Source organism: Streptomyces brevispora (assembly GCF_007829885.1).
Classification (GTDB): Bacteria; Actinomycetota; Actinomycetes; order Streptomycetales; family Streptomycetaceae; genus Streptomyces; species Streptomyces brevispora.
Genome location: NZ_VIWW01000001.1, coordinates 3,021,892 through 3,047,999 on the forward strand (window position 1 = coordinate 3,021,892; position 26,108 = coordinate 3,047,999).

Sequence of the window (26,108 nt, forward strand, 5' to 3'; positions counted from 1 at the left end):
CCCCGCGTCTGCTCACTACTTCACCGGCTCCGCATAATGGAGATCCACTGTGCCCGAGTAGCCGGGAAGAGTCACCGCCTGGCGCTCGTCGACTTTCCAGCCGAGCCCGTACGCCTTCACGTACAGCAGGTAGTTCTGGATCGCCGAGGAGGCGTTGAGTGCCCGCTTGAGCTTTCCGGGGTCACCGACGGCGGTGATCTTGTACGGCGGCGAGTAGACCCGGCCCTGGAGGATCAGGGTGTTGCCGACGCAGCGCACCGCACTGGTGGAGATCAGCCGCTGGTCCATCACCTCGATACCGGCGGCTCCGCCCTCCCACAGGGCGTTGACGACCGCCTGCAGGTCCTGCTGGTGAATGACCAGGTCATTGGGTTGCGGATCGGGGTAACCGGGGTTCGCGGTGGCGTTCGGCGGGGCGTCGTCGAGGGTGACGGACACGGCATGGCCGGAGAGCTTCGTGCTGCCGGCGGCCCGCTCCAGCGCCTTGAGCCGGGCGTCCTGCGCGTTGGTGCCGCCGTCGTCACGCCGGGCAAGGGTGTCGATGTCCTCGCGCACGGATGCGGCGGATTCCTCCAGGCCCGCGTTCTTCTCGCTGCGCTGCTGAATCAGGTCGGAAAGCTTCAGCAGCGAGGAGTCGGTGCGGATGTTGGTGCCCTTGGCGGTGTTCGCGCTGGTGACGAAGATGAGGCCGGCCAGGGCGAAAACGGCAGCGGTGAGCACTCTGACCGGGTACCGGAGGGTGCGCCGGACCGGCCCGGGGGGAGAGTCGGCAGAATTGCTCAACGTACCCTTATCTCCTTCGGCGCCATGGAAGCACTACGCTAACGGACGCCCGGGGGAGGCAGGATTTCCCCCTCGCGCCACGCCCCGGCGTCAGCCAACAGTTCCCTGCGCGGTAACGCAGCGCATCGACAGGAGAGTTCCTCGTGCCGAAGTCACGTATCCGCAAGAAGGCCGACTTCACGCCCCCTCCGGCGAAGCAGGCAACCAACATAAAGCTGACCAACCGCAGTTGGGTGGCGCCGGTCATGCTGGCGCTCTTCCTGATCGGTCTGGCCTGGATCGTCGTTTTCTATGTGACCGACGGCGACCTGCCGATCAAGGCACTGGGGAACTGGAACATCGTCGTCGGCTTCGGCTTCATCGCAGGCGGCTTCGGCGTCTCCACGCAGTGGAAGTAGCTCCGCGGAGCGCGTAGTACGACAGCGGGCACCGGCCCCGCAACCCTTGCCCTGAGTTACCCACAGCGTTATCCACAGGCAGGGGAAAAGGTCAGACGATCTGTGGATAACTCCTCGAACGTTGACGCCGGTGTGACTGCATCCACCCCTGTTCGGGGCGGCACGCCCCTTGTCCCTGCTGGAAAAAGCCAGCTCAGCGACAAGGGGCGCAGTTATACCCACTGAATGCACAAGATCAGGTGCACGCTGTGGACAACTTCGATCACAAACGGTCCACATCGAGCTGACGGCGTGCTTCCTACGTCAGTGAGGCTGTTCTGAGGACCACGATCAGGACCACCACGACCAGGGCCACGGCGCAGGTGCCGTACTGCACCGCGTTCCGCCGCTCGCGCGGGGCGTGCACCATACCGATCGCGATCAGCGTGCCCGCGATCAGCCCGCCGACATGTGCCTGCCAGGCGATTCCGCCCCAGGGGTTGAAGGTGATGACCAGGTTGATCGCGAGGAGCGCGAAGACCGGGCGCATGTCGTAGTTCAGTCGGCGCATGAGCACCGCGGTGGCACCCAGCAGGCCGAAGATGGCGCCCGAGGCGCCCAGCGAGGGCTGGTTCGGCTCGGCGAGCCAATAGGTCAGGGCGCTGCCCGCCAGGCCCGAGAGCATGTAGAGCGTGATGTAGCGGGCGCGGCCGAGGGCCGCTTCCAGCGGGCCGCCGAGCCACCACAGCCCCAGCATGTTGAAGGCGATGTGCCACACCTCCTGGTGCAGGAACATCGACGTCACCAGCCGGTACCACTGGCCTTCCGCGACGCCCTCGAGCGGACCGTAGTCGGAGAAACGGGCCCGGCCCAGCAACACCAGATCGTCGAGAAGCGCACCCTTGGCCAGCACCGCGACGAACACCGCGACATTGATCCCCAGCAGGATCTTGGTGATCAGCCGGGGGTCCGCCGCGACCGTGCCGCCGGCGATCGTGCGCGGCCGGCTCGCGGCCGGGCTGTGTCCCGTACCGGATCCCTGGCGGACGCAGTCCGGGCACTGGAAGCCGACCGAGGCGCTGACCATGCAGTCGGGGCAGATCGGGCGGTCGCAGCGGGTGCAGCTGATCGATGTCTCACGGCCCGGATGCCGGTAACAGGTGACCGGGCCTTCCACGGGGACGGGCGGGGGCTGCTCGCCCGGCGGCTGCTGGTCCATCGGTCCAATCACTTCCCGGTCCCCTCGATCCTCGTCATCGCGGCAGAGCACACGAAGCCGCCCTGCACGTCCGTTCTGTCATCAAGTACGGATGGGCAGGGCAGTTTGTTCCCGGACGCTCCGATCAGAGCGTGACCGGAAGACGACGTTCGGCGATCAGCGGGTCTCGACGACGACCGACTCGATGACCACGTCCTGCACCGGACGGTCGGTGCGCGCGTTGGTCTGCGCGGCCGCGATGGTGTCCACGACCTTCTGGCTCGCCGGGTCCACCACCTCGCCGAAGATGGTGTGCTTACCGGTCAGCCAGGCGGTCGGCGACACGGTCACGAAGAACTGCGAGCCGTTGGTTCCCGGACCGGCGTTGGCCATGGCCAGCAGATACGGCTTGGTGAAGGCGAGGTCGGGGTGGAACTCGTCACCGAACTCGTACCCGGGGCCGCCCGTGCCGTTGCCCAGCGGATCGCCGCCCTGGATCATGAAGCCGCTGATGACGCGGTGGAAGACGGTGCCGTCGTACAGCCGGTCCTTGGACTTGTTGCCGGTCGCGGGGTGAGTCCACTCGCGCTCACCGGTGGCGAGCTCGACGAAGTTCTTGACCGTCTTGGGCGCGTGGTTCGGCAGGAGCCGGATCTCGATGTCGCCCTGGTTGGTCTTCAAGGTGGCGTAAAGCTGCTCGGCCACGATCTGCCTTCCGTAAGTCTTCGATGACGTTCACCGATCCTCGCACGGACCACACCCCTCGGCGTCCGGCCCGCCCGGGCCGCACGGGCCGTTTGCCCTCCGCCACCCGCCTCCCGGACCCCCGCCTTCGGCAACCGCTGCCGTGTCCGGCGGGAACGAATGCGGCCAAGTGCGTGACGAAGCGGCGCGTGCCGGGCCGAACCGTGGCATTGTCGTCAGCAGGCTCCCCTTGCACCTCATTGCCCAAGGGTGTCCCTCATGACCTGAATGACCCGGATGCCCGCCCCGCGTGCCGCACAAGCCCCTTGTAGGCATGATCTCGAACTGGGTGGAAAGGCGGAGTACCAACCCGCCACCAAGGAGGAGGATCCCGTGACCCGCATCGACAGCGTGCGCGCCGCAACCGACTCGGCGAGGGACAGCGTGCAGCACGCCGCGGAAGTGGTGGCCCCCTACGCCGACACGGCCAGGGAACAAGCCGTTCACTACGCACAAGAGGCCCGTACGCTGCTCGCACCGACGATGTCGAAGGCAGCTCAGCAAGCGCGCGACCAGTACGACGCGCACCTAGCACCACGTATCGAACTCGCCCTCACGCACGTGCCCCCCAAGGTCGACGAAGCCGCGCAGCGTGCCGCGCTCCGCACCCGGCAGGCCGCCCGGAGCGCCGCGGACTACACCGTCCCGCGCTTCGAGCAGGCGATGGCCGTCGCCCAGCCGGTCGCCGAGGAGGCCGGCTCCCGCAGCGCCGCCGCACTGGCCGCCCTGCGCGGGCAGGTCACGGCGAAGGAGATCAGGAAACTGGCCCGGAAGCACGAGCGGCGGGCCAAGGCCGGCCAGGCTCTCAAGGTGCTGGTCGTGACCGGCATCCTGGCGGGCGGTGCCTGTGTCGCCTGGCGCTGGTGGGACAAGCAGGCCAACCCCGACTGGCTGGTCGAGCCGCCCGCCCCCACCGAGGTCGACGACCGTGCCCCGCTGACCTCGGTCGACGGAAGCGGCTCGACGGTCCTCGACCCGGACGCCCGGGACGAGCAGTCCGACGCGGAGACCGACGGGCCGGACGCCGTGGACGGCACCGACCTGGACGACCGCCCCTGACCTCGGCCGACGGCCGAGCAGCACGGGCGCAACGGACGGACAGCGAACGGACAGCGAACGGGCGCCGGTGGGCCATGAGGCCTTCCGGCGCCGGTCCGTTGTACCCGTGGGAGTGTGCCCGTGCCCGTGTGCGTGTACCCGTGGACGTGTGCCCGTGCCCGTGTGCATGTACCCGTGCCCGTGGACGTGTACCCGTGCTGCTCAGAAGTCCCACGGTGAAGAGAGCGGCTTGGGTCCGGAGCCCTGCCCCGGGCGGATGCCGCCCGGATTGCCGCCCGGATTGCCGTCGGGGTGCTGGTTGATCCAGCCCAGGCCGCCGATGTCCAGCTGGTGACGGGCCCGGGTGACCGCCACGTAGGCCAGACGGGCCTCGGCGTCGTCGATGTCCCCGGGCAGCGGGTTGCCCTCCGCGTCCGTCTCCTCCTGGTCCGCCGGTTCGGTGAAGTCCTCCCCGATGCGGACAGAGGCCCACTCGCGCCCCTTGGCCTTGTGCGCGGTGGACACCACGAGGTCCGCGCCCTGTTCGTCGGACAGCTTGTCGACCGCCTCAAGGATGACGTCGACGCCGTGTTCGTCGACCAGGTCGACAAGAGGCAGCAGATCACGGCCGGAGGGGTCGTACTCGGCGTACTCCTGGAGCTCGCCCCACGACTCGAAGAGGATCAGCTCGGGGTGGCTGCTGCGCTTCCCGGCCTTGAGGTCCCTGGCGGCTCGTGCGAGGGCCCGCAGCGCCTCGCCCCCGCCGACCAGGGCGACCCGACGGCCGCCCTCCAGCAGCCGCATCACTTCGAGCATCGAGCCGACGTTGGAGCGGCACAGGATCGCGTCCGGCTCCTCGACCCGTTCCAGCCGCGTACTGATCGCGGGAGTTCCCGTGAGCCGGATCGGGGAGTCGACGATGTGCAGCCACCGGTTCGCCTCCTCGGCGAGCGCCGAGCCGAAACGGAAGGACTGGGAGAGCGCCAGCTGAGTGCCGTCGAAATCACTCATCACGTCCCGCGCCCCGCGCCAGCCGTAGATGGCCTGAGCCGAATCGCCGACCATCACCAGCTGTGTGTGGTGACGCTGGTCGTTGAAGATCCCCTCCACGACGGGATTGGTGTCCTGCGCCTCGTCGAGCAGCAGGAAGTCCGCCTTGACCACGGGATCGGTCAGGGCCCAGATCTTCAGGTAGTGGTCGTGGTCGAAGCGCACCACGCCTTCAAGAGGGTTCTGCAGGTCCTTCCACGCCTTGGCCGCGTACGGCAGGACGATTTCGACGAGCTGGGCGTGCAGATCTCCGGCTTCGATACCGCGTAGGTGCGGGACGTGGTGGCCCTGGAGGGTGCGGTCCGCGGACTGGCAGAACCGGGTGACGGTCCGCAGCACGGTGTAGGAGAGCGCCTTGTTGGTCACGTTCCGCTCGCCGATACGGACACGCATGTGGCCGGCGATGCCCAGCTGGAGACCGGTCTTCCAGCCGGGGACCCGGGGAGCGTCCATCCGCGAGGCGTAGCTACGGCCCACGGCGCCGAAAGCGAGCGAGTGCGCCGTTTTGCACAGCACGTTGCCGGGGAACTTGCGGGCCGCGTCGCCGGCGATGGCCTTGTTGAAAGCGATGTAGCGGCCGCGCCCTTGGGTCGCCGCGGCGAGCATGGCCAGCGTCGTGGTCTTCCCGGTCCCGGCTCCCGCCTGCAGGACGACGTGCTCTCCGCGCCGGAAGGCCTCGACGGCCGTGTACTGCTCGTCGGTGGGGGTGGGCATCGCACTCCTCAAGGGGTGACCGCGGCTTCATTGCGCGACACCACGGTGGCACAGCGGCATTGTGCGTGTCCGGCGATCACCGACGCCGCCACGCCTACGGCGGGACGGCCCCGCGCAGCATCTGCCCAGGTCGCACTCCGTGGCCCGGCACCGCTCCGGAGCAGCGGGAGCTACGCCTGTACGGGCGCGAGGATGGTGCAGATACCGTCCGCGTCGCAGGCCGCGGGGTCGGTGGTGGCGGCGCGGCCCTTTCGGCACCACTTTCAGCACCACTTTCAGCACCCCGATTTTGACATCACATCAGAAATGCCGGGATATGCGCCGAGGGAAACGATTGCACCCGATCAGCATCCTGATGTCACACTTTCAGTTGTCCCGATATGACAGCAAAAGAGCTGATAACTACGTTCGTCGTAGGTCGGCTGTCGAGCTGACATCTCTGAGACAGAGAGAAGTGACATGCCCTCGCGAATCTTCGCCGTGTCCGCCGCCGCGGTAGGCGCAGCGGTCTTTGCCACCACCGGCATCACCTATGCCGCACACACCGAATCCCCCCAGGCCGCTCCGCCGGCCAAAAGGGCCGCCCCTGCGGCCAAAAAGGCCGCCCCGCCGGTCAAGCAGGCCGCCCCTGCGGCAGCTCCCCTTGGTACCGGCAGCGCCGGGGGCAGCGAGGATGAGGACCGCGGCCATGAGGACCGTGGCCATGAGAACCGCGGCCACGGCGGCGGGGAGGAGGGACGAATCCACTTCAACGACCGGACCTATTCCGCCCCTACGGAGGGCTGCATCGCCGCGGCCAGTGGGCTGGGCTCAACCAGCTTCAGCATCTACAACGAAAGCGAGGAGACCGTGGAGGTCTACCGCGGGTTCAACTGCGACAGCGGTTCTCCGGTGGCCACGGTCGGCCCCTACGGCGCCACCCACGGTGTCGCCCCCCGGACCGGCCAAGGAAGCGTCTTCGTCGACGACGGGGTCGTGGCCAGTTTCCGGGTGATCGGCCACCACGACGCGTGGTGACACCACCGCCTCGAGCACGTGGGATCTCCGGCCCGTCGGAATCGGTCCGGTGTCTCCGGCTTCGCCAAGGCCCCCGGTGGACCCGGCCGTCAGCACGGCAGGCGGGCGTCTGCCTTCAGCAGTGCCGTCGGACTGGCTCCGGACTGTCCAAGCCCTCTGCACGCGGATGGCGGGGCGGCCGTTGCGCCGAGGGAGGTCACGGGGCTGAAGCGCGGTCGCCTCGCCCCACCGAAAGCCTGTCTCCGGGATGGTCTCGCCAAGATCCTGGGCATCGCCGCGAGACATTCGTAGATTCAGGGTCCTCGAAGATCTCCGACTCCTGCTTGCTGGTGCGGGCACCACCGGCTCTCCACATGACGATGCGGCTCGCCGTTCCGTCGCTCTTGCCCCATGTCTTGATGTGCGCCATGGAAGCCACCGCCAATCAGACCGCTGCCGACACGGTGCCGACGTCATGAACGCGAGAACCCCCTTGATCTGCGTTTCCGCAGGTCAAGGGGGTTCTGATGATGTGGAGCCTAGGAGATTCGAACTCCTGACATCTGCCTTGCAAAGGCAGCGCTCTACCAACTGAGCTAAGGCCCCGAAAAGTAGGCAGCACCCGACGCATCGGCATCGTGGTCACCGCCGCAGACCAGAGTACCGGTTGATTCGCCGAATCCTCCAAAAGACGGGGGCTCCCGGTCGACGACCACGCTCCGTAAGATGCTCGTCGTGGTTCGCAGCAGCGAAGCCGCAGCGAAGGGGAGACGCAATGGATGCAGCGCAGCAAGAGGCAACGGCCAGAGCCAGGGATCTTCAGCGCAGTTGGTACGGAGAGCCGCTGGGGGCGCTCTTCCGTCGGCTGATCGATGATCTCGGCCTGAACCAGGCCCGGCTCGCCGCAGTACTCGGACTCTCCGCTCCCATGCTCTCCCAGCTCATGAGCGGTCAGCGGGCGAAGATCGGCAATCCGGCCGTCGTCCAGCGCGTCCAGGCACTCCAGGAGCTGGCCAGTCAGGTGGCGGACGGCAGCGTCAGCGCGGGAGAGGCCGCCGACCGCATGGAAGAGATCAAGAAGTCCCAGGGCGGCTCCGTGCTCACCAATACCGGTCAGACGTCAACGACCGGCGGGGCACCCACCGTGCGCCGTGTGGTCCGCGAGATCCAGTCGCTGCTCCGGTCCGTCGCGGCCGCCGGTGACATCATCGATGCCGCGGACTCCCTCGCCCCGACGCACCCGGAGCTGGCAGAGTTCCTCAGGGTGTACGGGGCAGGACGCACCGCGGACGCGGTGGCGCACTACGAGGGGCACCAGAGTTAGGGCCTGATCCGAACGGCAGGCCCTTGACCGGGTACGGACCCGGCAGCCGCAGTATCCGGGCCCGGGCACGTGCTCGGGCCAAGTGCAGGAACGGGGAGCGAGCGCAGCGCAATGGGTGAGGTCTTCGCTGGTCGGTACGAGCTGATCGATCCGATCGGACGTGGTGGGGTCGGCGCTGTCTGGCGTGCCTGGGACCACCGGCGTCGCCGCTATGTGGCGGCCAAGGTGCTGCAGCAGAGCGACGCACACACGCTGCTGCGCTTCGTCCGCGAACAGGCACTGCGGATCGAGCATCCGCATGTGCTCGCTCCGGCCAGCTGGGCCGCCGACGACGACAAGGTCCTGTTCACCATGGACCTCGTCAGCGGCGGTTCGCTGGCCCATGTCATCGGTGACTACGGCCCGTTGCCCCCTCGGTTCGTCTGCACACTGCTCGACCAGTTGTTGTCCGGGCTGTCGACGGTGCACGCCGAGGGGGTGGTGCACCGGGACATCAAGCCCGCCAACATCCTCATGGAGGCGACCGGCACCGGCCGGCCGCATCTGCGGCTGTCCGACTTCGGTATCTCCATGCGCAAGGGCGAGCCGCGCCTCACCGAGACGAACTACGTGGTGGGAACGCCGGGTTACTTCGCGCCCGAGCAGATGATGGGCTCGGAGCCGGACTTCCCCGCGGACCTCTTCGCGGTCGGCCTGGTCGCCCTGTATCTGCTCCAGGGGAAGAAGCCCGACTCGCAGGCACTCGTCGAGCACTTCGCCTCGCACGGCACGCCCAGCGCTCCGCAGGGCATTCCCGAGCCGCTCTGGCAGGTGCTCGCAGGGCTGCTGCAACCGGACCCGCAGGCCCGCTTCCGTACGGCCACGGGCGCGCGCAAGGCGCTGACGGCCGCGGTCGAGATGCTGCCCGATCCCGGCTTCGACGACGAGCCGGTGGAGGTCTTCGACCAGATCGGCCCGCTGCCCGAGGGCTTCGGTCCCGCAGGGCCCATACCGGCCACCCAGCTACCCGGCCGCCCGGATCTCCAGCAGGCACAGGCGACGCAGGGACTCACGCAACAGGCCGTACAGCAGACCGGCCAACAGACCGGCCAACAAGCCGTACAGCAGTCGTACGCGCAGCCTCCGGTCTCGATGTCGGAGACGGGCAGCTTCCACCTCCCGCCGCCCCCGCAGTACCCCGCCCCCACGCCTCAGGCTGCGCAGCCCGGCACTCCCACCCCGCCCGGCACTCAGCATCCGGCGCACCCGGCGTCCCCCTTCCCCGCTTCCGCCGCACCGGACCTTTCACAGGCCCCCACGTCCGCGCTGCAGCACGAGCAAGCTCTCACTCGTGCCTACACCGCTCAGCATCTGCAGGTTCCCGCTGCCGGACCGGGAGTCTCCGGGGCCGGGGCTCCGCCGTACTTCGGCCAGCCGCCGTCGTCGTCGTCCCAGGTAACGCCGCCTTCGCGCACCGCGGCGCACGCTCCGGACAAGCGGCCGGGACCGTCCACGAAGGTGGCGGTCCCGGTGCTGCTGGTGGCGCTGATCTGCTTCGCCGTGGGGATCTGGGCGCTGACCCAGGCCTGAGCGACAGAAACTCCCGTCCAGCAGTCCGCCCGCCCGGACGGGCGCCCGGACGCCCGGCCATCGGACCATCCGGCTACCAGGCCTGCGGCGGCCCCCCGTACGGCTGTTGCTGTCCGACGTCGCCCGTCCCGGCCGGTGTCGCGGCCGCTGCCTGCCTGCGCCGTGCGAGCAGCGTCCACCCGCCGAGCCCGAGCACCAGCACGGCACCCGCCCCGATGCCGGCCGCGCCGAGCAGCTTCATCCTGCTGCTCCTGCTCTCGGCGGCCTGCGCGCCGCTCTGCCCGCTCCTGGCCATGTCCTGGTCGTCCTGTGTGACGCCGAAGATGCCCGCATCGCCCTCGTACGGCGTGGGCCCTGCCGTCCCCTTGACCGTGACCGTGAGGGTCAGCGGGAACGGCTCGGAGCCGTAGAACTTGCCGACCTCCGGGTTCAGCGTGACGGACAGGTAGTACCAGCCGGCGAAGCGCATCGCGCTGACGCCCGTGGCGGAGGCGAACCTGTTCCGGTACGCCACCGGAGGCACCGGATCCAGCGACACGGAGGCCGGTTTGCCCGAGTAGGACATGGGGGACGCGGCGTCCACATGGCCTTGCGCCGGGTTGTCCAGAGACATCGCGAGCGCGCTGCTGATGTACTCGTTCTCGTCCGGGAGGGTGCTGTTGCCGAGACCCGCGGTGGCGAAGATCTGCTGCCCCCAGTCCACCGGAACCCGGTAGAAGAGGGTCTGTCCGGGCTCGACCTCGTCCTTCCACTCACCGGTTGTCAGGCTCGTCGCGTCGTAGTAACCGCTGCCGCCGTGCCGTCGGTTGTCGCTGGCCGCGGTGGGCGGGGTCGGCGATGCGGACGGCCACTCGTCCGGCGCCTCGGTCCCCGTCGACGCACCCTTCGCGAGCTGCGGCTCAGACACGTACCGGATTTCCAGCTCCCAGTCCCCGCGCCCCGAGGTGTCCTTGCTCTCCCGCTCGATCAGGACGTTGTACGCACCGGGATCCTTGCAGATGCTGCTGTCCTTCTTCACGTTCCGGTAGGCGTACGCGGCGATGGGACGCGGGTACTCGGCGGACTGGAACCGGGCGTTCTGCGAGCCGCATTCCAGGTTCGACTGGTCCCTGATGCTGATCGTGATGCCGTCCCCGTAGGCGACCTTGTCGCCCCTCTTGGGCACGACGACGGCCGAGACGTACGCGTTCGTCGTCTCGTCCAGGTTCAGCCGGTAGTAGAGCTTCTCACCGAACTTGATCGAACTCCGGTAGACCGAACCGGTCTTGAGCTCCGCCGCTTCGGTATTGACCGCAGCACCGTTCACCGCCTTCGCCTGCGGAGCGAAGATGTACGTGGTGGACTCACCGGCTCCGTACGCCTGTCCCGGCAGCGCCGCCACCGCGCACATCGCCGCGACCACGGCCAGCGTCGCCCGGCCCCTGCTGCGCTGCCTCATCACGCGCTTCCCCTCGTCATCCGTGCGGCTGCCCCGCGGCGGTTGCGTACACATACGAACACGGCGACCAGCACAGCCATGACGGCAGCCCCGGCGGCAGCCGCGATGCCGGTCCATCCTGCCTCTCCGGCACCACCGCTGTCTCCGGACGCCGTCGGATCGCCCTTCTTGTGCAGAAACCGCCCCCGGCATGCACCGGCCGCACATTGTTCCGGCCCTCGTGGCGGTTGGTCCAGGAGACCGGAACTCCGCCCATCCGTAGGGCCGAAGGGCGGCCGTTGTACATCGTGGCCGAGGTGAACTCACCGCTGCCGGTGAGCGGGTAGCGGGCCGGTGTGCAGAGCCGGGTCGCCCCGTAGGAGTACGTGGTGGAGGTGCGGTCCACCGTGGGCTCGTTCGCGAACTCCACGTCGTAGCGCACCCGCCGGAACCTTGTACCAGCGTTCGGGACGGCAGGATCCGGTCGCGCCACACGCCCTGCCCGATCTCCCTGGCATCGTTGAAGCCGGTGCCGCGCCGGGCGTCGCGGGGATCGCCCACCGGCAGCGTGGCCTCCTTGCCACCGGCCGTACTCCGCCTGGGACCGGGCGGTGGCCACGCCCCTCGCCAGCGGCGTCCGACCCGTACAGGAGCTCCAGCGGCCGGCGCGCGGCAGCGGAGCCCTTCTTGCTCTCCCGCTCCACCACCAACCGGTACCGGCCCGCACGATCGCAGTCGCGGGTGCCGCCCTCGGAGCGGATACGGGCGACCGCCGATGCCAGCGGGGCCACGCCCGCCTTCTGGCGGAAGCGCTGGGTGTCCGCCCCGCAGGAGCCGTGCTCCTCGTACTCGATCCTGGCGCTCAGCGCGTCGAACGTGTCGACGGCCGCCCCCGGCCGCCGCACCACCGCCGCGAGGTCCACGGTGGACAGGGCGTCCAGATCAACCGCGTAGTACCGCTTCTCGTGCCCACGAAGCGGCGGGAGCCTCCCCGGGCACCGCCACAGCCAGCTGCGCGCTTGCCACCAGGGGTACAGCGCCCCGCCGACGCTGATCGATGTCGCCGCCCGTGCCCCTCGGTGATGACGGTGTGCCCTCATCCGTGGCCCTCGACCGAAACTCCCAGCCGCTTTGCTCAAGCAAGCTCTTGATGTGCACAAGCGAACTCAAGGGCACAGGTGCCACGGTCCCGCAACAGCACGAGGCCCCGGCCGCTCAAGCGACCGGGGCCCGCAACAGACTGTTCTGCCTCACACACCCGAACCTGCGGGCACGGAGTCAGTCGCCTCCGTCCACAGATCCTGCTCGGCGCGATCCGCCTGGATCTGGCGGTACACGAGGAGCCCGCCGATGGCGGCCAGTGCGACCAGGAGAAGCTTCTTCACCGCGCGACCTCGTCTTTCCTTGGCGTAGGGGACTTCTGCCGCCCGACTATACACACCGGCCGATATCGACCGGTGACCTCCCCGCAACCCAACTGGGGCCTATGGAAAAGCGATCGTCGGAGGATCGGGCCGCCCCCACCACCGACCCGTCACCACCCCGCGACGACTCCCGCCACCGCCCCCGGAGCGAACACCGGAGAGGGCCCGGAGAGGCCCCTGAGAGGCACCGCGCGCGGCCGATCCGGACCGGTTGCACCATACGAGTGGTGTTCATCCGAACATCGGCACATCGGCAGCGTCGGTCCGTGAATTCGCGAGCCGGATCCACATCATCAGAAAGGTAAGCAAACCGGACCACCGAAAGTGAGGGGCCATGAGCACCTACAAGGCCAAGAACATCTGGACCGCCTTCATCACCGCGTTCTTCGCACTTCTCGCCGCACTGGGCCTCGCAGGCTCCACCGCCTCGGCCACGGAAGCCACGGTCACGGAGCCGGCGGCCACGAACCACGAGCACACGGGTGCGACCGCGGCAACCGCGACCACTCCGTCGGTGCGATGGACCCTTCCGCGCGACCGGGCGCTGCCACCCACGATGAAGCAGCGCATCCGCGCCGAGGCGCACGGCTCCTCACCCGCCACCCGCCATCTGTCCGCAGACACGACGGACACCGCGAACACCACCAGCACCGCCCGCGCCTCACACGGTGCCCCGGCGGGCGACGCATCCCTGCTGCCACCCTGAGAGCGGCGCACCTGACCTCCAGAGCCCCTGGGCCGGTTCACACCGGACGGGGGCTTCTCCGTGCGCCCACCACGGCGCACCCGCCACAGCACCACATCGGCCCGAACCCGCCACCGGAGCGGCCGGAGTGACCGGGCGCCTGACGAAGTGACCGAAGCGACCGAAGCGACCGAAGCGGCTGAAGCGACCGAAGTGACCGGGTGACCGGACGCCGGGAGCCAGAGCGGCACACACCAGACGCCAGACACCAGGCAGCGGCGCCAGGCACTGAACATGGGCGCCAGGCACCAGGCACCAGGCACTGAACGCTGGACGCCGGGCACGGACGCCAGGCGCCGGAACCGAAGTTCACGGACGGGAGCTCCCCGAACCCCCACCCAATCCCCCACCCCGTCCCACTCCGCAAACGCAGAAGGCCCGGTCTCTCCGAAGAGAGACCGGGCCTTCTGTTGTCACTGTGGGGCTAACAGGATTTGAACCTGTGGCCTCATCCTTATCAGGTCGATCGAGGTGGTCTGTCGACCGCGATGAACGTCCGCTGGACCCTGGTCCGGCTGCCGCTGAGGTTCGGCGTTGGTCGGCGCCGTACGCGCTTGTTGGTGTCAGGCGTTGGTGTCAGACGATCCAGGCGCCCTTGACATGAAGACAGTTTGGGTCAGCTCCGGGACACCAGCTCGATGGTCAGCGGGGCCGCTGAGTCAAGGTCGATCGTGTCTCCTTCGTCCTCGGAGAGAGCCTCGTCGGGGTAGTCGGCAGGCACTACGACCAGCATCGTGTGTGGGCGGGGAAGCCAGCCCACATCCTGTGGAGGGTCGTAGCGGCCGATATCAATGATCCGCACCAGCGTCTCAGGTATGCCCACGAGGCAGCTGTCACCAACGTGCAGGTTCCACGGCTCAGGGTTGGTCTTGAACAGGCTCATGGTCCATTCCGAGGAGTCGGCCGACACCGCGAAGGCTCTCCGGCCATTCCACCTGACCTGAGATTCCGGATCGATCTCGGCCCATGGCCACTCGACCGAGGCATAGAAACGAGACACTTCGGCCACTCGACCCTGCGTCTGCGGGCAGCTCACACGCAGGACGTCGCCGACCCGGAAGTCTTGATGCGGTGCGTTCTCGCCCATGTTGTCCCTGTCGTCGTCCGCTCCGAGAGCTGCACGGTACCGATAGCCTCACTCACCACTCACCCCAGCTCCCATCCCGTCCGCCTTCGACCCACACACCGTGGAGCGGTCGTGGTTCAGGGCGTCAAGGTGGAGCGCGCCACTGTACGAACGACCTTGACGCCCTGGGCCGCGACTGCTCGGCTCTGCCTGGGTCGAAGGTGGTCGGCATGGGAGCCCACAACGCTCACCACGAATCCGCCGGCACCCGCGAACGGCGCCCCTCCCATCAAAGACCTCAAGACCGAGTCCTCCCACGCGGTGCTGCCGCTGCCTGAGTTCTGCGCCCGCGCCCTGGAGGAGCGCCGGACGCTGCAAGACCTGGAACGGAAGATCGTGGGGGACCAGTGGCACCAGAAGCCGGGGGAAGAGCTGATCTTCTCTTCCGAGCGCGGCGGCCTGATCGACCCTGTGGGCTTCTCCCGCAGCTTCAACGCCCTGGTGAAGCGCGCCGGCGTCCGCCGGATCACCGTGCGCCTGGCTCGCCACACCTGCGGCACCCTGCTGGCCTTCCTCAAGGTGCACCCCAAGGTCGCCCAAGCGATCCTCCGGCACAGCCAGATCAGCATGACCATGGACGTCCACACCCACGTAGTGGGCGACGGAGAGCGGGAAGCCGTGACGCTGCTCGCCGAACTGCTGGAAGATCCATTGATCGGCTGATGTCAGCCGTAGATGTCAAAGGCCCCCCACCGTTGCCGGTGGGGGGCCTTTGGACTGGTGGGGCTAACAGGATTTGAACCTGTGGCCTCATCCTTATCAGGGATGCGCTCTAACCAACTGAGCTATAGCCCCGCCGCGCTGTGCGCTGACTTCTGAAGATTAGCGCACGTCGTGGCCAGTCCCAAAATCGATGCCCTCGCGGCTACTCGTCCTCGGCCAGCGTGAGCTCGACACCGCCCACGAAGCCGGCCGACAAGTTGTAGATGAAGGCACCCAGCGTGGCCAGTGCGGTCGCCAGCACCACATCGATCACCGCGATGACCGAGGTGAAGACGAGGACCCGCGGCAGCGACAGGAACGCCTGCAGATCGAAGCCGTTGCCCTCGTTCGAGCCGGTTGCCTCGCTGATCGTGCCGCCCACGGTGTCGAAGACGCCCATGGCGTCCATCACCATCCACAGGACCGCCGACGCCACCACCGTGCAGATGCCGAGCGCGATGGACAGCAGGAAGCTGACCTTCATCACCGACCACGGATCGGCCTTGGCCACCCGCAGACGCGCCTTACGGGTACGCGGAGTGGTCCGCGCCCCCGTCCGCGGTTTACGGGACGCCTGTGCAGTGCCCACGCCCGGCGCGGAGCCCTGCTGGGCCCCGTGGGGCCGGCCACCCTGTGTCCCGCCCGGAGGCGAGGGGTAGGCCTGCGGCGGGTGGTACGGCCCCGCCTGGCCCGGTGCGGGTTCCCGCTCGCCGGGCAACGGCCCGGCTGCGTAACCCTCGTACTGGGGTTGAGGACCCCGGGTATCCGTCACAGTGCCCCCTTGGGAGTCCGTGGCAGGGCCACGGGCACCGTTCGCGCCGGCTCCGGAAGCGGCCGAACCGGCGCCCGTGGCTCCACTCACGCTTTACTCCTCGTGCTCCCCGGTCGAGGACGTCGTGCCCTCGACAGTGCTCTCACCAGCCGCCTCGGCCGTGGTGGCCTCAGCTGTCACTGCCTCGGCAGTCTCGCCGTCGGCGTCGTCGGGACCGTCGACCTCTTCGGCCTCGCGACCCGCCTCGGCGTTACGGGCGATGCCAACAACGGCATCGCGCTTGCCCAGATTGATCAGTTGGACGCCCATGGTGTCACGGCCCGTCTCCCTGACTTCATTGACTCGCGTACGAATCACACCACCGCCGAGCGTGATGGCAAGGATCTCATCCGTAGCCTCGACCACCAGCGCACCGACCAGTGAGCCCCGGTCCTCCACGATCTTGGCGGCCTTGATACCCAGGCCGCCACGACCCTGAACGCGGTACTCGTCGACGGGAGTCCGCTTCGCGTACCCGCCGTCAGTGGCAGTGAACACGAAAGTACCGGGCCTGACGACATTCATCGAGAGAAGTTCGTCTCCCTCACGGAAACTCATGCCCTTCACACCCGAAGTGGCACGGCCCATCGGGCGCAGCGCCTCGTCCGTCGCAGTGAACCTGATCGACTGGGCCTTCTTGCTGATGAGCAGCAGATCGTCCTTGGACGACACCAGCTCCGCACCGATCAGCTCGTCGTCCGAGCCGTCCGCCGTCTCGCGCAGGTTGATGGCGATGACGCCACCGGAGCGGGGCGAGTCATAGTCCTTCAGCGCGGTCTTCTTCACGAGACCGCCCTTCGTGGCCAGAATCAGGTACGGCGCGGCATCGTAGTCACGGATCGCCAGGATCTGCGCGATCTGCTCGTCCGGCTGGAAGGCCAGCAGGTTGGCCACGTGCTGACCGCGCGCGTCCCGGCCGGCGTCCGGGAGCTCGTAGGCCTTCGCCCGGTAGACGCGGCCCTTGTTGGTGAAGAACAGCAGCCAGTGGTGCGTCGTCGACACGAAGAAGTGGTCGACGATGTCGTCTTCCTTGAGCTTCGTGCCGCGCACGCCCTTGCCGCCGCGCTTCTGCGAGCGGTAGTCGTCCGTCTTCGTGCGCTTCACGTAGCCGCCGCGGGAGATCGTGACGACGATGTCCTCCTCGGCGATCAGGTCCTCGATGGACATGTCACCGTCGAAGGGCACCAGCTTGGAGCGCCGGTCGTCGCCGAACTTGTCGACGATCGCCGCCAGTTCCTCGCTGACGATCTGCCGCTGCCGCTCGGGCGACACCAGGATGGCGTTGTACTCGTTGATCTTCGCCTGGAGCTCGTCGTGCTCGGCGGTGATCTTCTGGTGCTCCAGGGCGGCCAGCCGGCGCAGCTGCATCTCCAGGATCGCGTTCGCCTGGATGTCGTCGATCTCCAGCAGGCCCATCAGGCCCTCACGCGCGATCTCCACGGTGTTGCTGCGCCGGATGAGGGCGATGACCTCATCGATGGCGTCCAGGGCCTTGAGCAGGCCGCGCAGGATGTGCGCCCGCTCCTCCGCCTTGCGCAGCCGGAACTTCGTGCGCCGGACGATGACCTCGATCTGGTGCGTCACCCAGTGGCGGATGAACGCGTCGATCGACAGGGTGCGCGGTACCCCGTCCACCAGCGCCAGCATGTTGGCGCCGAAGTTGTTCTGCAGATCGGTGTGCTTGTACAGGTTGTTCAGGACGACCTTGGCGACCGCGTCCCGCTTGAGGACGACGACCAGGCGCTGACCCGTACGCGACGAGGTCTCGTCACGGACGTCCGCGATCCCGCCGATCTTGCCGTCCTTCACCAGGTCGGCGATCTTCTGCGCGAGGTTGTCGGGGTTGGTCTGGTACGGGAGTTCCGTGACGACCAGGCACTGGCGGTTCTGGATCTCCTCGACCGCGACGACCGCGCGCATCGTGATCGAACCACGGCCCGTGCGGTACGCGTCCTCGATGCCCTTGCGGCCCACGACGAGCGCGCCGGTCGGGAAGTCCGGGCCCTTGATCCGCTCGAGCAGGGCGTCCAGGAGCTCCTCCTGCGAGGCCTCCGGGTGCTCCAGGTACCACTGGGCACCGGACGCGACCTCGCGCAGGTTGTGCGGCGGGATGTTGGTCGCCATACCGACCGCGATCCCCGCCGAACCGTTGACCAACAGGTTCGGGAAGCGCGCCGGCAGAACCGTCGGCTCCTGGTTGCGGCCGTCGTAGTTGTCCTGGAAGTCGACGGTCTCCTCGTCGATGTCCCGGACCATCTCCATGGACAGCGGCATCATCTTGCACTCGGTGTACCGCATGGCCGCGGCCGGGTCGTTGCCCGGGGAACCGAAGTTGCCGTTGGAGTCGACCAGCGGCATGCGCATCGACCAGTGCTGCGCCAGGCGCACCAGTGCGTCGTAGATCGAGGAGTCGCCGTGCGGGTGGTACGTACCCATGACGTCACCGACGACGCGGGCGCACTTGTAGAAGCCCTTCTCGGGCCGGTAGCCGCCGTCGTACATCGCGTACAGGACCCGGCGGTGGACGGGCTTCAGGCCGTCCCGCACGTCGGGCAGCGCACGCGACACGATGACGGACATCGCGTAGTCGAGGTAGGAGCGCTGCATCTCCGTCTCGAGCCCGACGGGCTCGACACGCATGCCCACGCCCTCGACGGGCGGGACCTCTTCGGGCGTCACGGGGACAGGGGTGTTCTCGTCGGCCATTGCTGGTCATAGTCCTTTCGCGCTGCGGCTTGCTTGTACGGCCGACTCAGATGTCGAGGAAGCGGACGTCCTTGGCGTTGCGCTGGATGAACGAGCGCCGCGCCTCGACGTCCTCACCCATCAGCACCGAGAACAGGTCGTCGGCCTGCGCCGCGTCGTCCAGCGTGACCTGGCCGAGCACGCGGTGGTCGACGTCCATCGTGGTGATGCGCAGCTCCTCGGCGTTCATTTCGCCGAGGCCCTTGAAGCGCTGGATCGAGTCGTCCTTGATCCGCTTGCCGTTCTGCTTGCCGAGGGCGACCAGGGCGTCGCGCTCACGGTCCGAGTACGCGTACTCGAAGTCGTCCCGGCCCCACTTGATCTTGAACAGCGGCGGGCGCGAAAGATAGATGTGCCCCTGCTCGACCAGCGGGCGCATGAAGCGGAACAGGAACGTCAGCAGCAGGGTGTTGATGTGCTGGCCGTCAACGTCGGCGTCAGCCATCAGAATGATCTTGTGATAGCGGAGCTTCTCGAGGTCGAAGTCCTCGTGCACCCCGGTACCGAACGCCGAGATCAGCGCCTGGACCTCGGTGTTCTGGAGGATCTTGTCGATCCGGGCCTTCTCGACGTTCAGGATCTTGCCGCGGATCGGCAGGATCGCCTGGTACATCGGGTTACGGCCGGACTTCGCCGAACCACCGGCGGAGTCACCCTCGACGATGAAGATCTCGCACTTCGTCGGGTCGTTGGACTGGCAGTCGCTCAGCTTGCCCGGCAGCGAGGCGCTCTCCAGGAGCCCCTTGCGACGGGTCAGGTCACGCGCCTTGCGCGCCGCCACCCGGGCGGTCGACGCGGCGATGCCCTTGCGGATGATGTCGGCGGCCTCGTTCGGGTTCCGGTCGAACCAGTCCGTCAGCTGCTCGTGGACGACCTTCTGCACGAAGGTCTTGGCCTCCGTGTTGCCCAGCTTGGTCTTCGTCTGACCCTCGAACTGCGGCTCGCCCAGCTTCACCGAGATGATCGCCGTCAGGCCCTCGCGGACGTCCTCACCGGTGAGGTTGTCGTCCTTCTCGCGCAGCAGCTTCTTGTCGCGCGCGTACCGGTTGACCAGCGAGGTCAACGCCGCACGGAAGCCCTCCTCGTGCGTACCGCCCTCGTGCGTGTGGATCGCGTTGGCGAAGGAGTAGACCCCCTCGCTGTACTGCGTGTTCCACTGCATGGCGATCTCGGCCGAGAGGAGACGGTCCTTGTCCTCGGCCTCGATGTCGATCACCGACTGGTGGATGACATCGCCCTTGCGGGAGTTCAGGTACTTCACGAAGTCGACGATGCCGTTTTCGTAGTGGTACGTGACCGTCCGGGTCGACTCCTCCTCGGGGACGTCGACCGCCTCGGCGCTGTCCGCGCCGATCGTCGCCTTCGCCGACTCCCGCTCGTCGGTGAGATTGAGGGTGAGGCCCTTGTTGAGGAAGGCCATCTCCTGGAAGCGGCGCGAGAGCGTCTCGAAGGAGTACTCGGTCGTCTCGAAGATGTCGCCGTCGGCCCAGAAGGTGACGGTCGTGCCCGACTCGTCGGTGGCCTCGTTGCGCTTCAGCGGGGCGGTCGGGACACCGAACTTGTAGTCCTGGGTCCAGCGGTAGCCGTCCGCCTTGACCTCCACGGCCACCCGTGTGGACAGGGCGTTGACCACGGAGACACCGACGCCGTGCAGACCGCCGGAGACCGCGTAGCCGCCGCCTCCGAACTTGCCGCCCGCGTGCAGCACGGTGAGTACGACCTCGACGGCCGGCTTGCCTTCGGACGGCACGATGCCGACCGGGATGCCACGACCGTTGTCGATCACGCGCACCCCGCCGTCGGCGAGGATCGTGACGTCGATCGTGTCCGCGTGCCCGGCCATCGCCTCGTCGACCGAGTTGTCGACGACCTCTTGGACGAGGTGGTGGAGACCACGTTCACCGGTCGAGCCGATGTACATGCCAGGTCGCTTGCGGACCGCGTCCAGGCCCTCCAGCACGGTGATCGCGCTGGCGTCGTACGAGGCTGTCACCTCGCCCGGGGCGGGAGCGGCGCCGCTCTCGCCCGGGGTGGACGGAATGTTCTCGTTGGGGTTGCCGGAATCGGCCACGAAGCGCCCTTTCTGGCACAGCACAGGCCGTCTCCGGGCAGGCGGGAGCGGCTGCGTCCTTCGGCTTGTATCGACGAATCCCGCAAGGACGCGGGATTGTCCATCAGTCTACCGGTAGCGCCGACCCGAATGGGGGTTTGCCGGTACCTGAGTCCGCATGTGCCGCCCTGAATGAGCGGCTGACGACTCCCCATATTCGGGAAGGGGCCTCAAGAGGCTCACACGGGCGTTGAGCGCTTCGGCCTGTCAACCTCCCGCTACCGTGAGGGACGCCCGCTCGGCGCCGTACGGTTTCGACCACCGCACGCCCGCACACCATGGAGTCCGCAGGCATCGGGGACAGCCGGGGCACACCCCCTCGCGACCCCCTCCGACAGAGCCGGCACACCTCCCTCAGGAAGGGGTATAAGGCCAGGTCAGCCGTATGTGTCGCCCGGTCCCTTACTCCCCGGCGCACGCAGCGGACCGAACCTGCGCTGCGGGCCGCCCGGCCCCAGCACCTTGATCATCCGTACGGTGCCGTGCCCCAGATCCGCGTTCAGCCGGGCCACCAGCTGCGGCGCCAGCAGCCGCAGCTGAGTCGCCCACGCCGTCGAATCGCACTGCACCGTGAGCACCCGCTCCGCGGGATCCTCGTCGTAACGCAACGGCACACAATGATTGGCCAGATCATCACCTACGATCTGCGGCCAGCGGCCCATCACACCGCCCACCGCCGCCGGCGCCTCCCAGCCGCGTTCGGTGATCAGCCGGTTGATCGCCGCACCCAGCGGCAGCGGATCGCGGCCGTCCGCCCGCGCCCCGGACCGCAGCCCGCCACCCCGCCGGGCCTGCTTCTTCTGCTGCGCCGCCGCACCGCGCGCCCGCGCCTGCTCCTTCGCCGCGCGCAGCGCCACCCGCGCCAGGTCCACCCCGGACGGCTCCGGCGGCTTCGCCCCCTCGGAGGACGGCTCGGCCCGGCCGGCCGGGCCCTCCGGGAACGGCTCCGGGCTGCCCTTGCCGCTGTTCACAGCCGCTCCACCTGGCCCGCGGACACCGCGTACCGCGTCCCTGCGAGCACCCCCGGGACGTCGTCGTCCACCGCGGCCGTCACCAGCACCTGTTCCCCCGGAGCCACCAGCTCGGCCAGCCGCTCGCGGCGACGTGCGTCCAGCTCGGCGAAGACATCGTCCAGCACCAGCACGGGCTCGTTGCCCTCCGAGCGCAGCAGGTCGTACGAGGCCAGCCGCAGGGCCAGCGCGTACGACCAGGACTCCCCGTGGCTCGCGTACCCCTTGGCCGGCATTCCGCGCAGCCCCAGCACCAGATCGTCCCGGTGCGGGCCGACCAGCGTCACACCCCGGTCGATCTCCTGCTTGCGCACCTCGGCGAGGGCCGCGATCAGCTGCGCGTACAGCTCCTCACGGGTACGGGCGGGGTCCGCCCCCGCGCCGGCCCCCGTCCCCGCCCCGACACCGACCTCGGTACCGACCGAACTCCGGTACTCCAGCGTCACCGGCCCGCCGCCGGGCGCCACGTCCCCGTACGCCTTGTCGGTCAGCGGCTGCATCGACGCGATCAGATCCAGCCGCTGCGCCAGCAGCTCGGCACCCACCCGGCCCAGATGCTGGTCCCATACGTCGAGCGTCGACAGGTCCATCGAACGCCCACCGTGCCTGCGCGCCATCGCCGCCGACTTCAGCAGTGTGTTCCGCTGCTTCAGCACCCGCTCGTAGTCCGAACGCACCGCGGCCATCCGCGGCGAACGCGCCGTGACCAGCTCGTCCAGGAACCGGCGCCGCTCACCCGGATCGCCCTTGACCAGCGCCAGATCCTCCGGCGCGAACAGCACGGTCCGTACGATCCCGAGCACGTCACGGGGCCTGACCTGCGACGATCTATTGATGCGGGCGCGATTGGCCTTACCCGGATTCAGTTCGAGCTCGATCAGCTGCGAGCGCTCGCCCTGGGTGACGGCAGCCCTGATGACAGCTCGTTCCGCGCCCATGCGCACCAGCGGCGCATCGGAGGCGACCCGGTGGCTGCCGAGCGTCGCGAGATAGCCGACGGCCTCGACCAGATTCGTCTTGCCCTGGCCGTTGGCCCCCACGAACGCGGTGACGCCCGGATCGAGAGGCACCTCGACCCGGGCGTACGAGCGGAAGTCGGCCAGCGACAGATGCGTGACATGCATGGTGTACGCCGACCTTTCCGGCTTCCTGCTCCGTGCTGCGTGTGGCGGGACGGACACTCCGGTCCGGCCCGCTCCTCGTTGCTGCTACTTCTTGTTCTCGACCGCGTGGCCACCGAACTGGTTGCGCAGCGCGGCGATCATCTTCATCTGCGGGGAGTCGTCCTGGCGCGAGGCGAACCGCGCGAAGAGCGACGCGGTGATCGCGGGCAGCGGCACCGAGTTGTCGATCGCGGCCTCCACCGTCCACCGGCCCTCGCCGGAGTCGGCGGCGAAGCCGCGGAGCTTGTCCAGGTGCTCGTCGTCGTCCAGCGCGTTGACCGCCAGGTCGAGCAGCCAGGAACGGATGACCGTGCCCTCCTGCCAGGAGCGGAATACCTCGCGCACGTCGGTGACGGAGTCGACCTTCTCCAGGAGCTCCCAGCCCTCGGCGTAGGCCTGCATCATGGCGTACTCGATGCCGTTGTGAACCATCTTGGCGAAGTGGCCGGCGCCGACCTTGCCCGCGTGTACGGAACCGAAGTCGCCCTCGGGCTTCAGTGCGTCGAAGATCGGCTGGACCTTCGCGACGTTCTCGGCGTCGCCGCCGTACATCAGCGCGTAGCCGTTCTCGAGGCCCCAGACGCCGCCGGAGACGCCGCAGTCGACGAAGCCGATGCCCTTGATGCCGAGCTCGACCGCGTGCTTCTCGTCGTCCGTCCAGCGGGAGTTCCCACCGTCCACGACGATGTCACCGGTCGAGAGCAACTCGGAGAGCTCGTCGATCGTGGACTGGGTCGCGGCACCGGCCGGGACCATCACCCACACGACCCGGGGGCCCTTCAGCTTGCCCACAAGCTCTTCGAGGCTGTGGACATCGGCGACGTCCGGGTTGCGGTCGTAACCGATGACGGTGTGGCCTGCGCGGCGGATGCGCTCGCGCATGTTGCCGCCCATCTTGCCGAGGCCGACGAGACCGATCTCCATCAGAGATTCCTTAAGCGTTGTGCCGATTCGTACCCAGGACCGAGCCTACGCCCGGCCGGGGACAGGACGACGGGCATGCTCGGCGCTGAGCGTGCCCGTCGTGGCCTGCCGTGAACAGGACCGGTGACCGGATCAGCCGGAGAGGCGGACCGGCATGATCAGGTACTTGTACGCGTCATCCGCCTCGGCATCCACGGCCGCACGGCCGCTGAGCAGCGCGGGCTTCGTGGACGTCGTGAAGGAGAGCTGGGCGACCGGGGAGTCGATCGCGCTCAGACCGTCCAGCAGGAAGGTCGGGTTGAAGGCGATCGAGATGTCGTCGCCCTCCAGGACTGCGTCCACGCGCTCCACAGCCTGTGCGTCGTCGCTGGAACCCGCTTCCAGGATCAGCACACCCTGCTCGAAGCTGAGCCGGACCGGGGTGTTCCGCTCGGCCACCAGCGCGACGCGCTTGACGGCCTCGACGAACGGGGCGGTCTCGATGACCGCGACCGTGTTGAACTCGGTCGGGAAGAGCGTGCGGTACTTCGGCAGGTCGCCCTCGAGCAGCCGGGTGGTCGTCCGCCGGCCCGCGCCCTCGAAGCCGATGAGCCCCTCACCGGCACCGGAACCCGACAGCGCCAGCGTCACCGTGTCGCCGCTCGTGAGCGCCTTGGCGGTGTCCAGCAGCGTCTTGGCGGGCACCAGGGCGACGGCGGAGGCGTCGGCGTTCTCCGGCTTCCAGAGGAACTCGCGGACCGCGAAGCGGTAGCGGTCGGTGGAGGCCAGGGTGACGGTGTCGCCCTCGATCTCGATACGCACACCGGTGAGGACGGGCAGCGTGTCGTCACGGCCCGCGGCGATGGCGACCTGGGCCGCGGCCGAGGCGAAGACCTCGCCGGGGACCGTGCCGGTCGCGGTCGGCATCTGCGGCAGCGCGGGGTACTCCTCCACAGGAAGGGTGTGGAGTGTGAATCGCGAGGAGCCGCAGGACACGGTCGCCCGTACACCGTCTGTGGAAATCTCCACCGGCCTGTTGGGCAGGGCACGGCAGATATCGGCGAGCAGCCGGCCGGAGACCAGCACCGTGCCGTCCTCCTCGATCTCGGCATCCACCGAGACCCGGGCCGAGACCTCGTAGTCGAAGCTCGAGAAGCTGAGGGCGCCGTCCTCAGCCTTCAGCAGAAGGCCCGCAAGAACGGGCGCCGGCGGACGGGCCGGGAGGCTACGGGCCACCCAGGCCACAGCCTCCGCGAGTACATCGCGCTCCACCCGGATCTTCACCGGAACCGCCTCCTGCTGTTGCTCGCTCGCCCTGCTGGCCTTCGTCGTCTGGTCGGGTCGCTCCACCGATGAGAGGGGGAGGACGCCGGGGACCAGTCTGACGTACGGCACCGACACTCGGTGCTGCTCGGGGTCAAGTCGCGACAAGAGGTTCGGGGAGCTCCGGCGCCGAGTTGTGCACAGGCCCCACTTCGAAGCAGATTCCGGGCTAACTAGAGGTAGTAGTAGTAGTAGGGCCTGTGGAAACCGTGGATAACGTCGTTTTCGCAGGTCAGGCCCTGTTTTTTGTCCACCGACCCTGTGGGTGGAGACGGTGGAAAACCCGGGGTTTCTGTGGACACCCGAAAGTTCTGCACAACCGGTACACAGGGCAGGGGGGTTTCTCCCCAGGTCTGTCCCCAGCTTTACCCAGCTTCCCCACAGCCCAACCGACCCTCTTGGTGTGACGCCTTTCACTCGGCGCGGTGAAAGCGGGTGTTGCGTTGCCGAACAGTGGACAGAGGTGTGGAGAAGCCTGCGGAAGCTGGGGACAAGCTGGTCCGGCCTGTGGGTCACCGGTGGACAACGACGACGGCCCCCTGTGGACGAAAATCTTGTCCACAGGCTGTGGATGAATGTTGACCACAAATCCCCAGGCCTCTGAGCTGGCCTGATGGAGTATCGGCTGCCGCGCCTGTGGAAGCAGTATGGACAACTTTTCAATCCCCAGGCTGTGGAAGGGGGATTGTGCCCAGATCTGTGGAGAACAGCCCCTCCACAGCAGGTATTCGAACAGCCGGGACGGGCGGGAGTCCCCGAGAATCTCGTGCGCGGCGGTCCGGGACCGCTGCTGGACCGCCTCTTGGCCGCTTTCGACCCCGCAAGCCAGGTGGCTC

The 26,108-nt window shown here is 68.2% G+C and carries 22 protein-coding genes, 2 tRNA genes and 1 pseudogene; 8 read left to right on the forward strand and 17 right to left on the reverse strand.

Features of this window, described 5'->3' with window-relative positions:
* Positions 1 to 15: 15 nt before the first annotated feature.
* Complete coding sequence (locus FHX80_RS13965) at positions 16 to 783, reverse strand: DUF881 domain-containing protein (RefSeq protein WP_145764497.1); 768 nt, start codon at positions 781 to 783, stop codon at positions 16 to 18.
* Between the two features lie 143 nt (positions 784 to 926).
* Here FHX80_RS13965 and crgA point away from each other — a divergent pair, with 143 nt between their 5' ends.
* On the forward strand, positions 927 to 1,181 hold the full coding sequence (gene crgA / locus FHX80_RS13970; protein WP_145764498.1) for a cell division protein CrgA: 255 nt from the start codon (positions 927 to 929) through the stop codon (positions 1,179 to 1,181).
* Positions 1,182 to 1,479: 298 nt separating this feature from the next.
* On the opposite strand, the gene FHX80_RS13975 is transcribed toward crgA, so the two are convergent.
* Both FHX80_RS13975 and FHX80_RS13980 read right to left on the reverse strand, forming a co-directional pair.
* Entirely contained in the window at positions 1,480 to 2,379 is a 900-nt protein-coding gene (locus FHX80_RS13975; RefSeq protein ID WP_145767285.1) for a rhomboid family intramembrane serine protease, read from the reverse strand.
* Positions 2,380 to 2,535: 156 nt separating this feature from the next.
* Positions 2,536 to 3,063 (reverse strand): peptidylprolyl isomerase, encoded by a 528-nt coding sequence (locus tag FHX80_RS13980; RefSeq protein ID WP_145764499.1) that lies wholly within the window; start codon positions 3,061 to 3,063, stop codon positions 2,536 to 2,538.
* 372 nt (positions 3,064 to 3,435) lie between these two features.
* Between FHX80_RS13980 and FHX80_RS13985 the strand changes: the two genes are divergently transcribed.
* Entirely contained in the window at positions 3,436 to 4,161 is a 726-nt protein-coding gene (locus FHX80_RS13985; RefSeq protein ID WP_145764500.1) for a DUF5324 family protein, read from the forward strand.
* 201 nt (positions 4,162 to 4,362) lie between these two features.
* Here the strand turns inward: FHX80_RS13985 and FHX80_RS13990 are convergent, their stop codons facing one another.
* The gene (locus tag FHX80_RS13990; RefSeq protein ID WP_145764501.1) at positions 4,363 to 5,904 is read right to left on the reverse strand and encodes a UvrD-helicase domain-containing protein; all 1,542 of its coding nucleotides are present in this window, start codon (positions 5,902 to 5,904) and stop codon (positions 4,363 to 4,365) included.
* Positions 5,905 to 6,363: 459 nt separating this feature from the next.
* On the opposite strand from FHX80_RS13990, the gene FHX80_RS34705 reads away from it, so the two are divergent.
* Positions 6,364 to 6,921, forward strand: coding sequence for a hypothetical protein (locus tag FHX80_RS34705; protein WP_167523533.1), 558 nt, complete (start codon positions 6,364 to 6,366; stop codon positions 6,919 to 6,921).
* Between the two features lie 512 nt (positions 6,922 to 7,433).
* Here FHX80_RS34705 and FHX80_RS14005 read toward each other — a convergent pair.
* A tRNA-Ala gene (locus tag FHX80_RS14005) sits at positions 7,434 to 7,506 on the reverse strand.
* A gap of 169 nt (positions 7,507 to 7,675) precedes the next feature.
* On the opposite strand from FHX80_RS14005, the gene FHX80_RS14010 reads away from it, so the two are divergent.
* Positions 7,676 to 8,224 (forward strand): helix-turn-helix domain-containing protein, encoded by a 549-nt coding sequence (locus FHX80_RS14010; RefSeq protein ID WP_145764503.1) that lies wholly within the window; start codon positions 7,676 to 7,678, stop codon positions 8,222 to 8,224.
* A 111-nt stretch (positions 8,225 to 8,335) separates the two neighbouring features.
* On the forward strand, positions 8,336 to 9,793 hold the full coding sequence (locus tag FHX80_RS14015; RefSeq protein ID WP_145764504.1) for a serine/threonine protein kinase: 1,458 nt from the start codon (positions 8,336 to 8,338) through the stop codon (positions 9,791 to 9,793).
* 73 nt (positions 9,794 to 9,866) lie between these two features.
* Here FHX80_RS14015 and FHX80_RS14020 read toward each other — a convergent pair whose 3' ends face one another.
* Both FHX80_RS14020 and FHX80_RS35175 read right to left on the reverse strand, forming a co-directional pair.
* A complete protein-coding gene (locus tag FHX80_RS14020) occupies positions 9,867 to 11,231 on the reverse strand; it encodes a hypothetical protein (protein ID WP_208764651.1) in 1,365 nt (454 codons plus the stop codon).
* A 16-nt stretch (positions 11,232 to 11,247) separates the two neighbouring features.
* Positions 11,248 to 11,652 (reverse strand): hypothetical protein, encoded by a 405-nt coding sequence (locus tag FHX80_RS35175; RefSeq protein WP_208764652.1) that lies wholly within the window; start codon positions 11,650 to 11,652, stop codon positions 11,248 to 11,250.
* A 245-nt stretch (positions 11,653 to 11,897) separates the two neighbouring features.
* Here FHX80_RS35175 and FHX80_RS35180 point away from each other — a divergent pair, with 245 nt between their 5' ends.
* Positions 11,898 to 12,164 carry a hypothetical protein gene (locus FHX80_RS35180; RefSeq protein ID WP_208764653.1) on the forward strand — a complete coding sequence of 89 codons (267 nt, stop codon included), beginning with the start codon at positions 11,898 to 11,900 and terminating at the stop codon, positions 12,162 to 12,164.
* Positions 12,165 to 12,460: 296 nt separating this feature from the next.
* Here FHX80_RS35180 and FHX80_RS35680 read toward each other — a convergent pair whose 3' ends face one another.
* A complete protein-coding gene (locus FHX80_RS35680; RefSeq protein ID WP_003958712.1) occupies positions 12,461 to 12,595 on the reverse strand; it encodes a DLW-39 family protein in 135 nt (44 codons plus the stop codon).
* A gap of 373 nt (positions 12,596 to 12,968) precedes the next feature.
* Here FHX80_RS35680 and FHX80_RS14035 point away from each other — a divergent pair, with 373 nt between their 5' ends.
* Positions 12,969 to 13,340 (forward strand): DUF6344 domain-containing protein, encoded by a 372-nt coding sequence (locus FHX80_RS14035; RefSeq protein ID WP_145764506.1) that lies wholly within the window; start codon positions 12,969 to 12,971, stop codon positions 13,338 to 13,340.
* 655 nt (positions 13,341 to 13,995) lie between these two features.
* On the opposite strand, the gene FHX80_RS14040 is transcribed toward FHX80_RS14035, so the two are convergent.
* Positions 13,996 to 14,466, reverse strand: a complete 471-nt coding sequence (locus FHX80_RS14040; RefSeq protein ID WP_145764507.1) for a hypothetical protein — start codon at positions 14,464 to 14,466, stop codon at positions 13,996 to 13,998.
* Positions 14,467 to 14,733: 267 nt separating this feature from the next.
* Here FHX80_RS14040 and FHX80_RS14045 point away from each other — a divergent pair.
* A pseudogene (locus FHX80_RS14045) lies at positions 14,734 to 15,168 on the forward strand (tyrosine-type recombinase/integrase); the annotation flags it as partial.
* 55 nt (positions 15,169 to 15,223) lie between these two features.
* Here the strand turns inward: FHX80_RS14045 and FHX80_RS14050 are convergent.
* The 8 genes from FHX80_RS14050 to dnaN all read right to left on the reverse strand — a co-directional run bounded on the left by FHX80_RS14050 (position 15,224) and on the right by dnaN (position 25,233).
* Positions 15,224 to 15,300: transfer RNA gene (locus FHX80_RS14050), tRNA-Ile, on the reverse strand.
* Positions 15,301 to 15,370: 70 nt separating this feature from the next.
* Positions 15,371 to 15,979 carry a DUF3566 domain-containing protein gene (locus tag FHX80_RS14055; RefSeq protein WP_145764508.1) on the reverse strand — a complete coding sequence of 203 codons (609 nt, stop codon included), beginning with the start codon at positions 15,977 to 15,979 and terminating at the stop codon, positions 15,371 to 15,373.
* 93 nt (positions 15,980 to 16,072) lie between these two features.
* On the reverse strand, positions 16,073 to 18,724 hold the full coding sequence (gene gyrA, locus FHX80_RS14060; RefSeq protein ID WP_145764509.1) for a DNA gyrase subunit A: 2,652 nt from the start codon (positions 18,722 to 18,724) through the stop codon (positions 16,073 to 16,075).
* A 46-nt stretch (positions 18,725 to 18,770) separates the two neighbouring features.
* Positions 18,771 to 20,858, reverse strand: a complete 2,088-nt coding sequence (gene gyrB / locus FHX80_RS14065) for a DNA topoisomerase (ATP-hydrolyzing) subunit B (RefSeq protein WP_145764510.1) — start codon at positions 20,856 to 20,858, stop codon at positions 18,771 to 18,773.
* Between the two features lie 392 nt (positions 20,859 to 21,250).
* Complete coding sequence (locus tag FHX80_RS14070; RefSeq protein ID WP_145764511.1) at positions 21,251 to 21,844, reverse strand: DciA family protein; 594 nt, start codon at positions 21,842 to 21,844, stop codon at positions 21,251 to 21,253.
* Entirely contained in the window at positions 21,841 to 23,007 is a 1,167-nt protein-coding gene (recF, locus tag FHX80_RS14075) for a DNA replication/repair protein RecF (protein WP_145764512.1), read from the reverse strand. The genes FHX80_RS14070 and recF overlap by 4 nt, the downstream gene beginning before the upstream one ends.
* 84 nt (positions 23,008 to 23,091) lie before the next feature.
* Complete coding sequence (gene gnd / locus FHX80_RS14080; protein WP_145764513.1) at positions 23,092 to 23,970, reverse strand: phosphogluconate dehydrogenase (NAD(+)-dependent, decarboxylating); 879 nt, start codon at positions 23,968 to 23,970, stop codon at positions 23,092 to 23,094.
* 132 nt (positions 23,971 to 24,102) lie between these two features.
* A complete protein-coding gene (gene dnaN, locus FHX80_RS14085; RefSeq protein WP_145767286.1) occupies positions 24,103 to 25,233 on the reverse strand; it encodes a DNA polymerase III subunit beta in 1,131 nt (376 codons plus the stop codon).
* Positions 25,234 to 26,108 lie beyond the last annotated feature (875 nt).

Bases quoted from the DNA above. Each gene is read 5' to 3' on its own strand.
- gnd (WP_145764513.1), bottom strand. From the start codon at position 23,970: ATGGAGATCGGTCTCGTCGGCCTCGGCAAGATGGGCGGCAACATGCGC.
- FHX80_RS14040 (WP_145764507.1), bottom strand. From the start codon at position 14,466: ATGGGCGAGAACGCACCGCATCAAGACTTCCGGGTCGGCGACGTCCTG.
- recF (WP_145764512.1), bottom strand. From the start codon at position 23,007: ATGCATGTCACGCATCTGTCGCTGGCCGACTTCCGCTCGTACGCCCGG.
- FHX80_RS14015 (WP_145764504.1), top strand. From the start codon at position 8,336: ATGGGTGAGGTCTTCGCTGGTCGGTACGAGCTGATCGATCCGATCGGA.
- gyrA (WP_145764509.1), bottom strand. From the start codon at position 18,724: ATGGCCGACGAGAACACCCCTGTCCCCGTGACGCCCGAAGAGGTCCCG.
- FHX80_RS14020 (WP_208764651.1), bottom strand. From the start codon at position 11,231: ATGAGGCAGCGCAGCAGGGGCCGGGCGACGCTGGCCGTGGTCGCGGCG.
- FHX80_RS13975 (WP_145767285.1), bottom strand. From the start codon at position 2,379: ATGGACCAGCAGCCGCCGGGCGAGCAGCCCCCGCCCGTCCCCGTGGAA.
- FHX80_RS14010 (WP_145764503.1), top strand. From the start codon at position 7,676: ATGGATGCAGCGCAGCAAGAGGCAACGGCCAGAGCCAGGGATCTTCAG.
- FHX80_RS13990 (WP_145764501.1), bottom strand. From the start codon at position 5,904: ATGCCCACCCCCACCGACGAGCAGTACACGGCCGTCGAGGCCTTCCGG.
- FHX80_RS34705 (WP_167523533.1), top strand. From the start codon at position 6,364: ATGCCCTCGCGAATCTTCGCCGTGTCCGCCGCCGCGGTAGGCGCAGCG.
- FHX80_RS14035 (WP_145764506.1), top strand. From the start codon at position 12,969: ATGAGCACCTACAAGGCCAAGAACATCTGGACCGCCTTCATCACCGCG.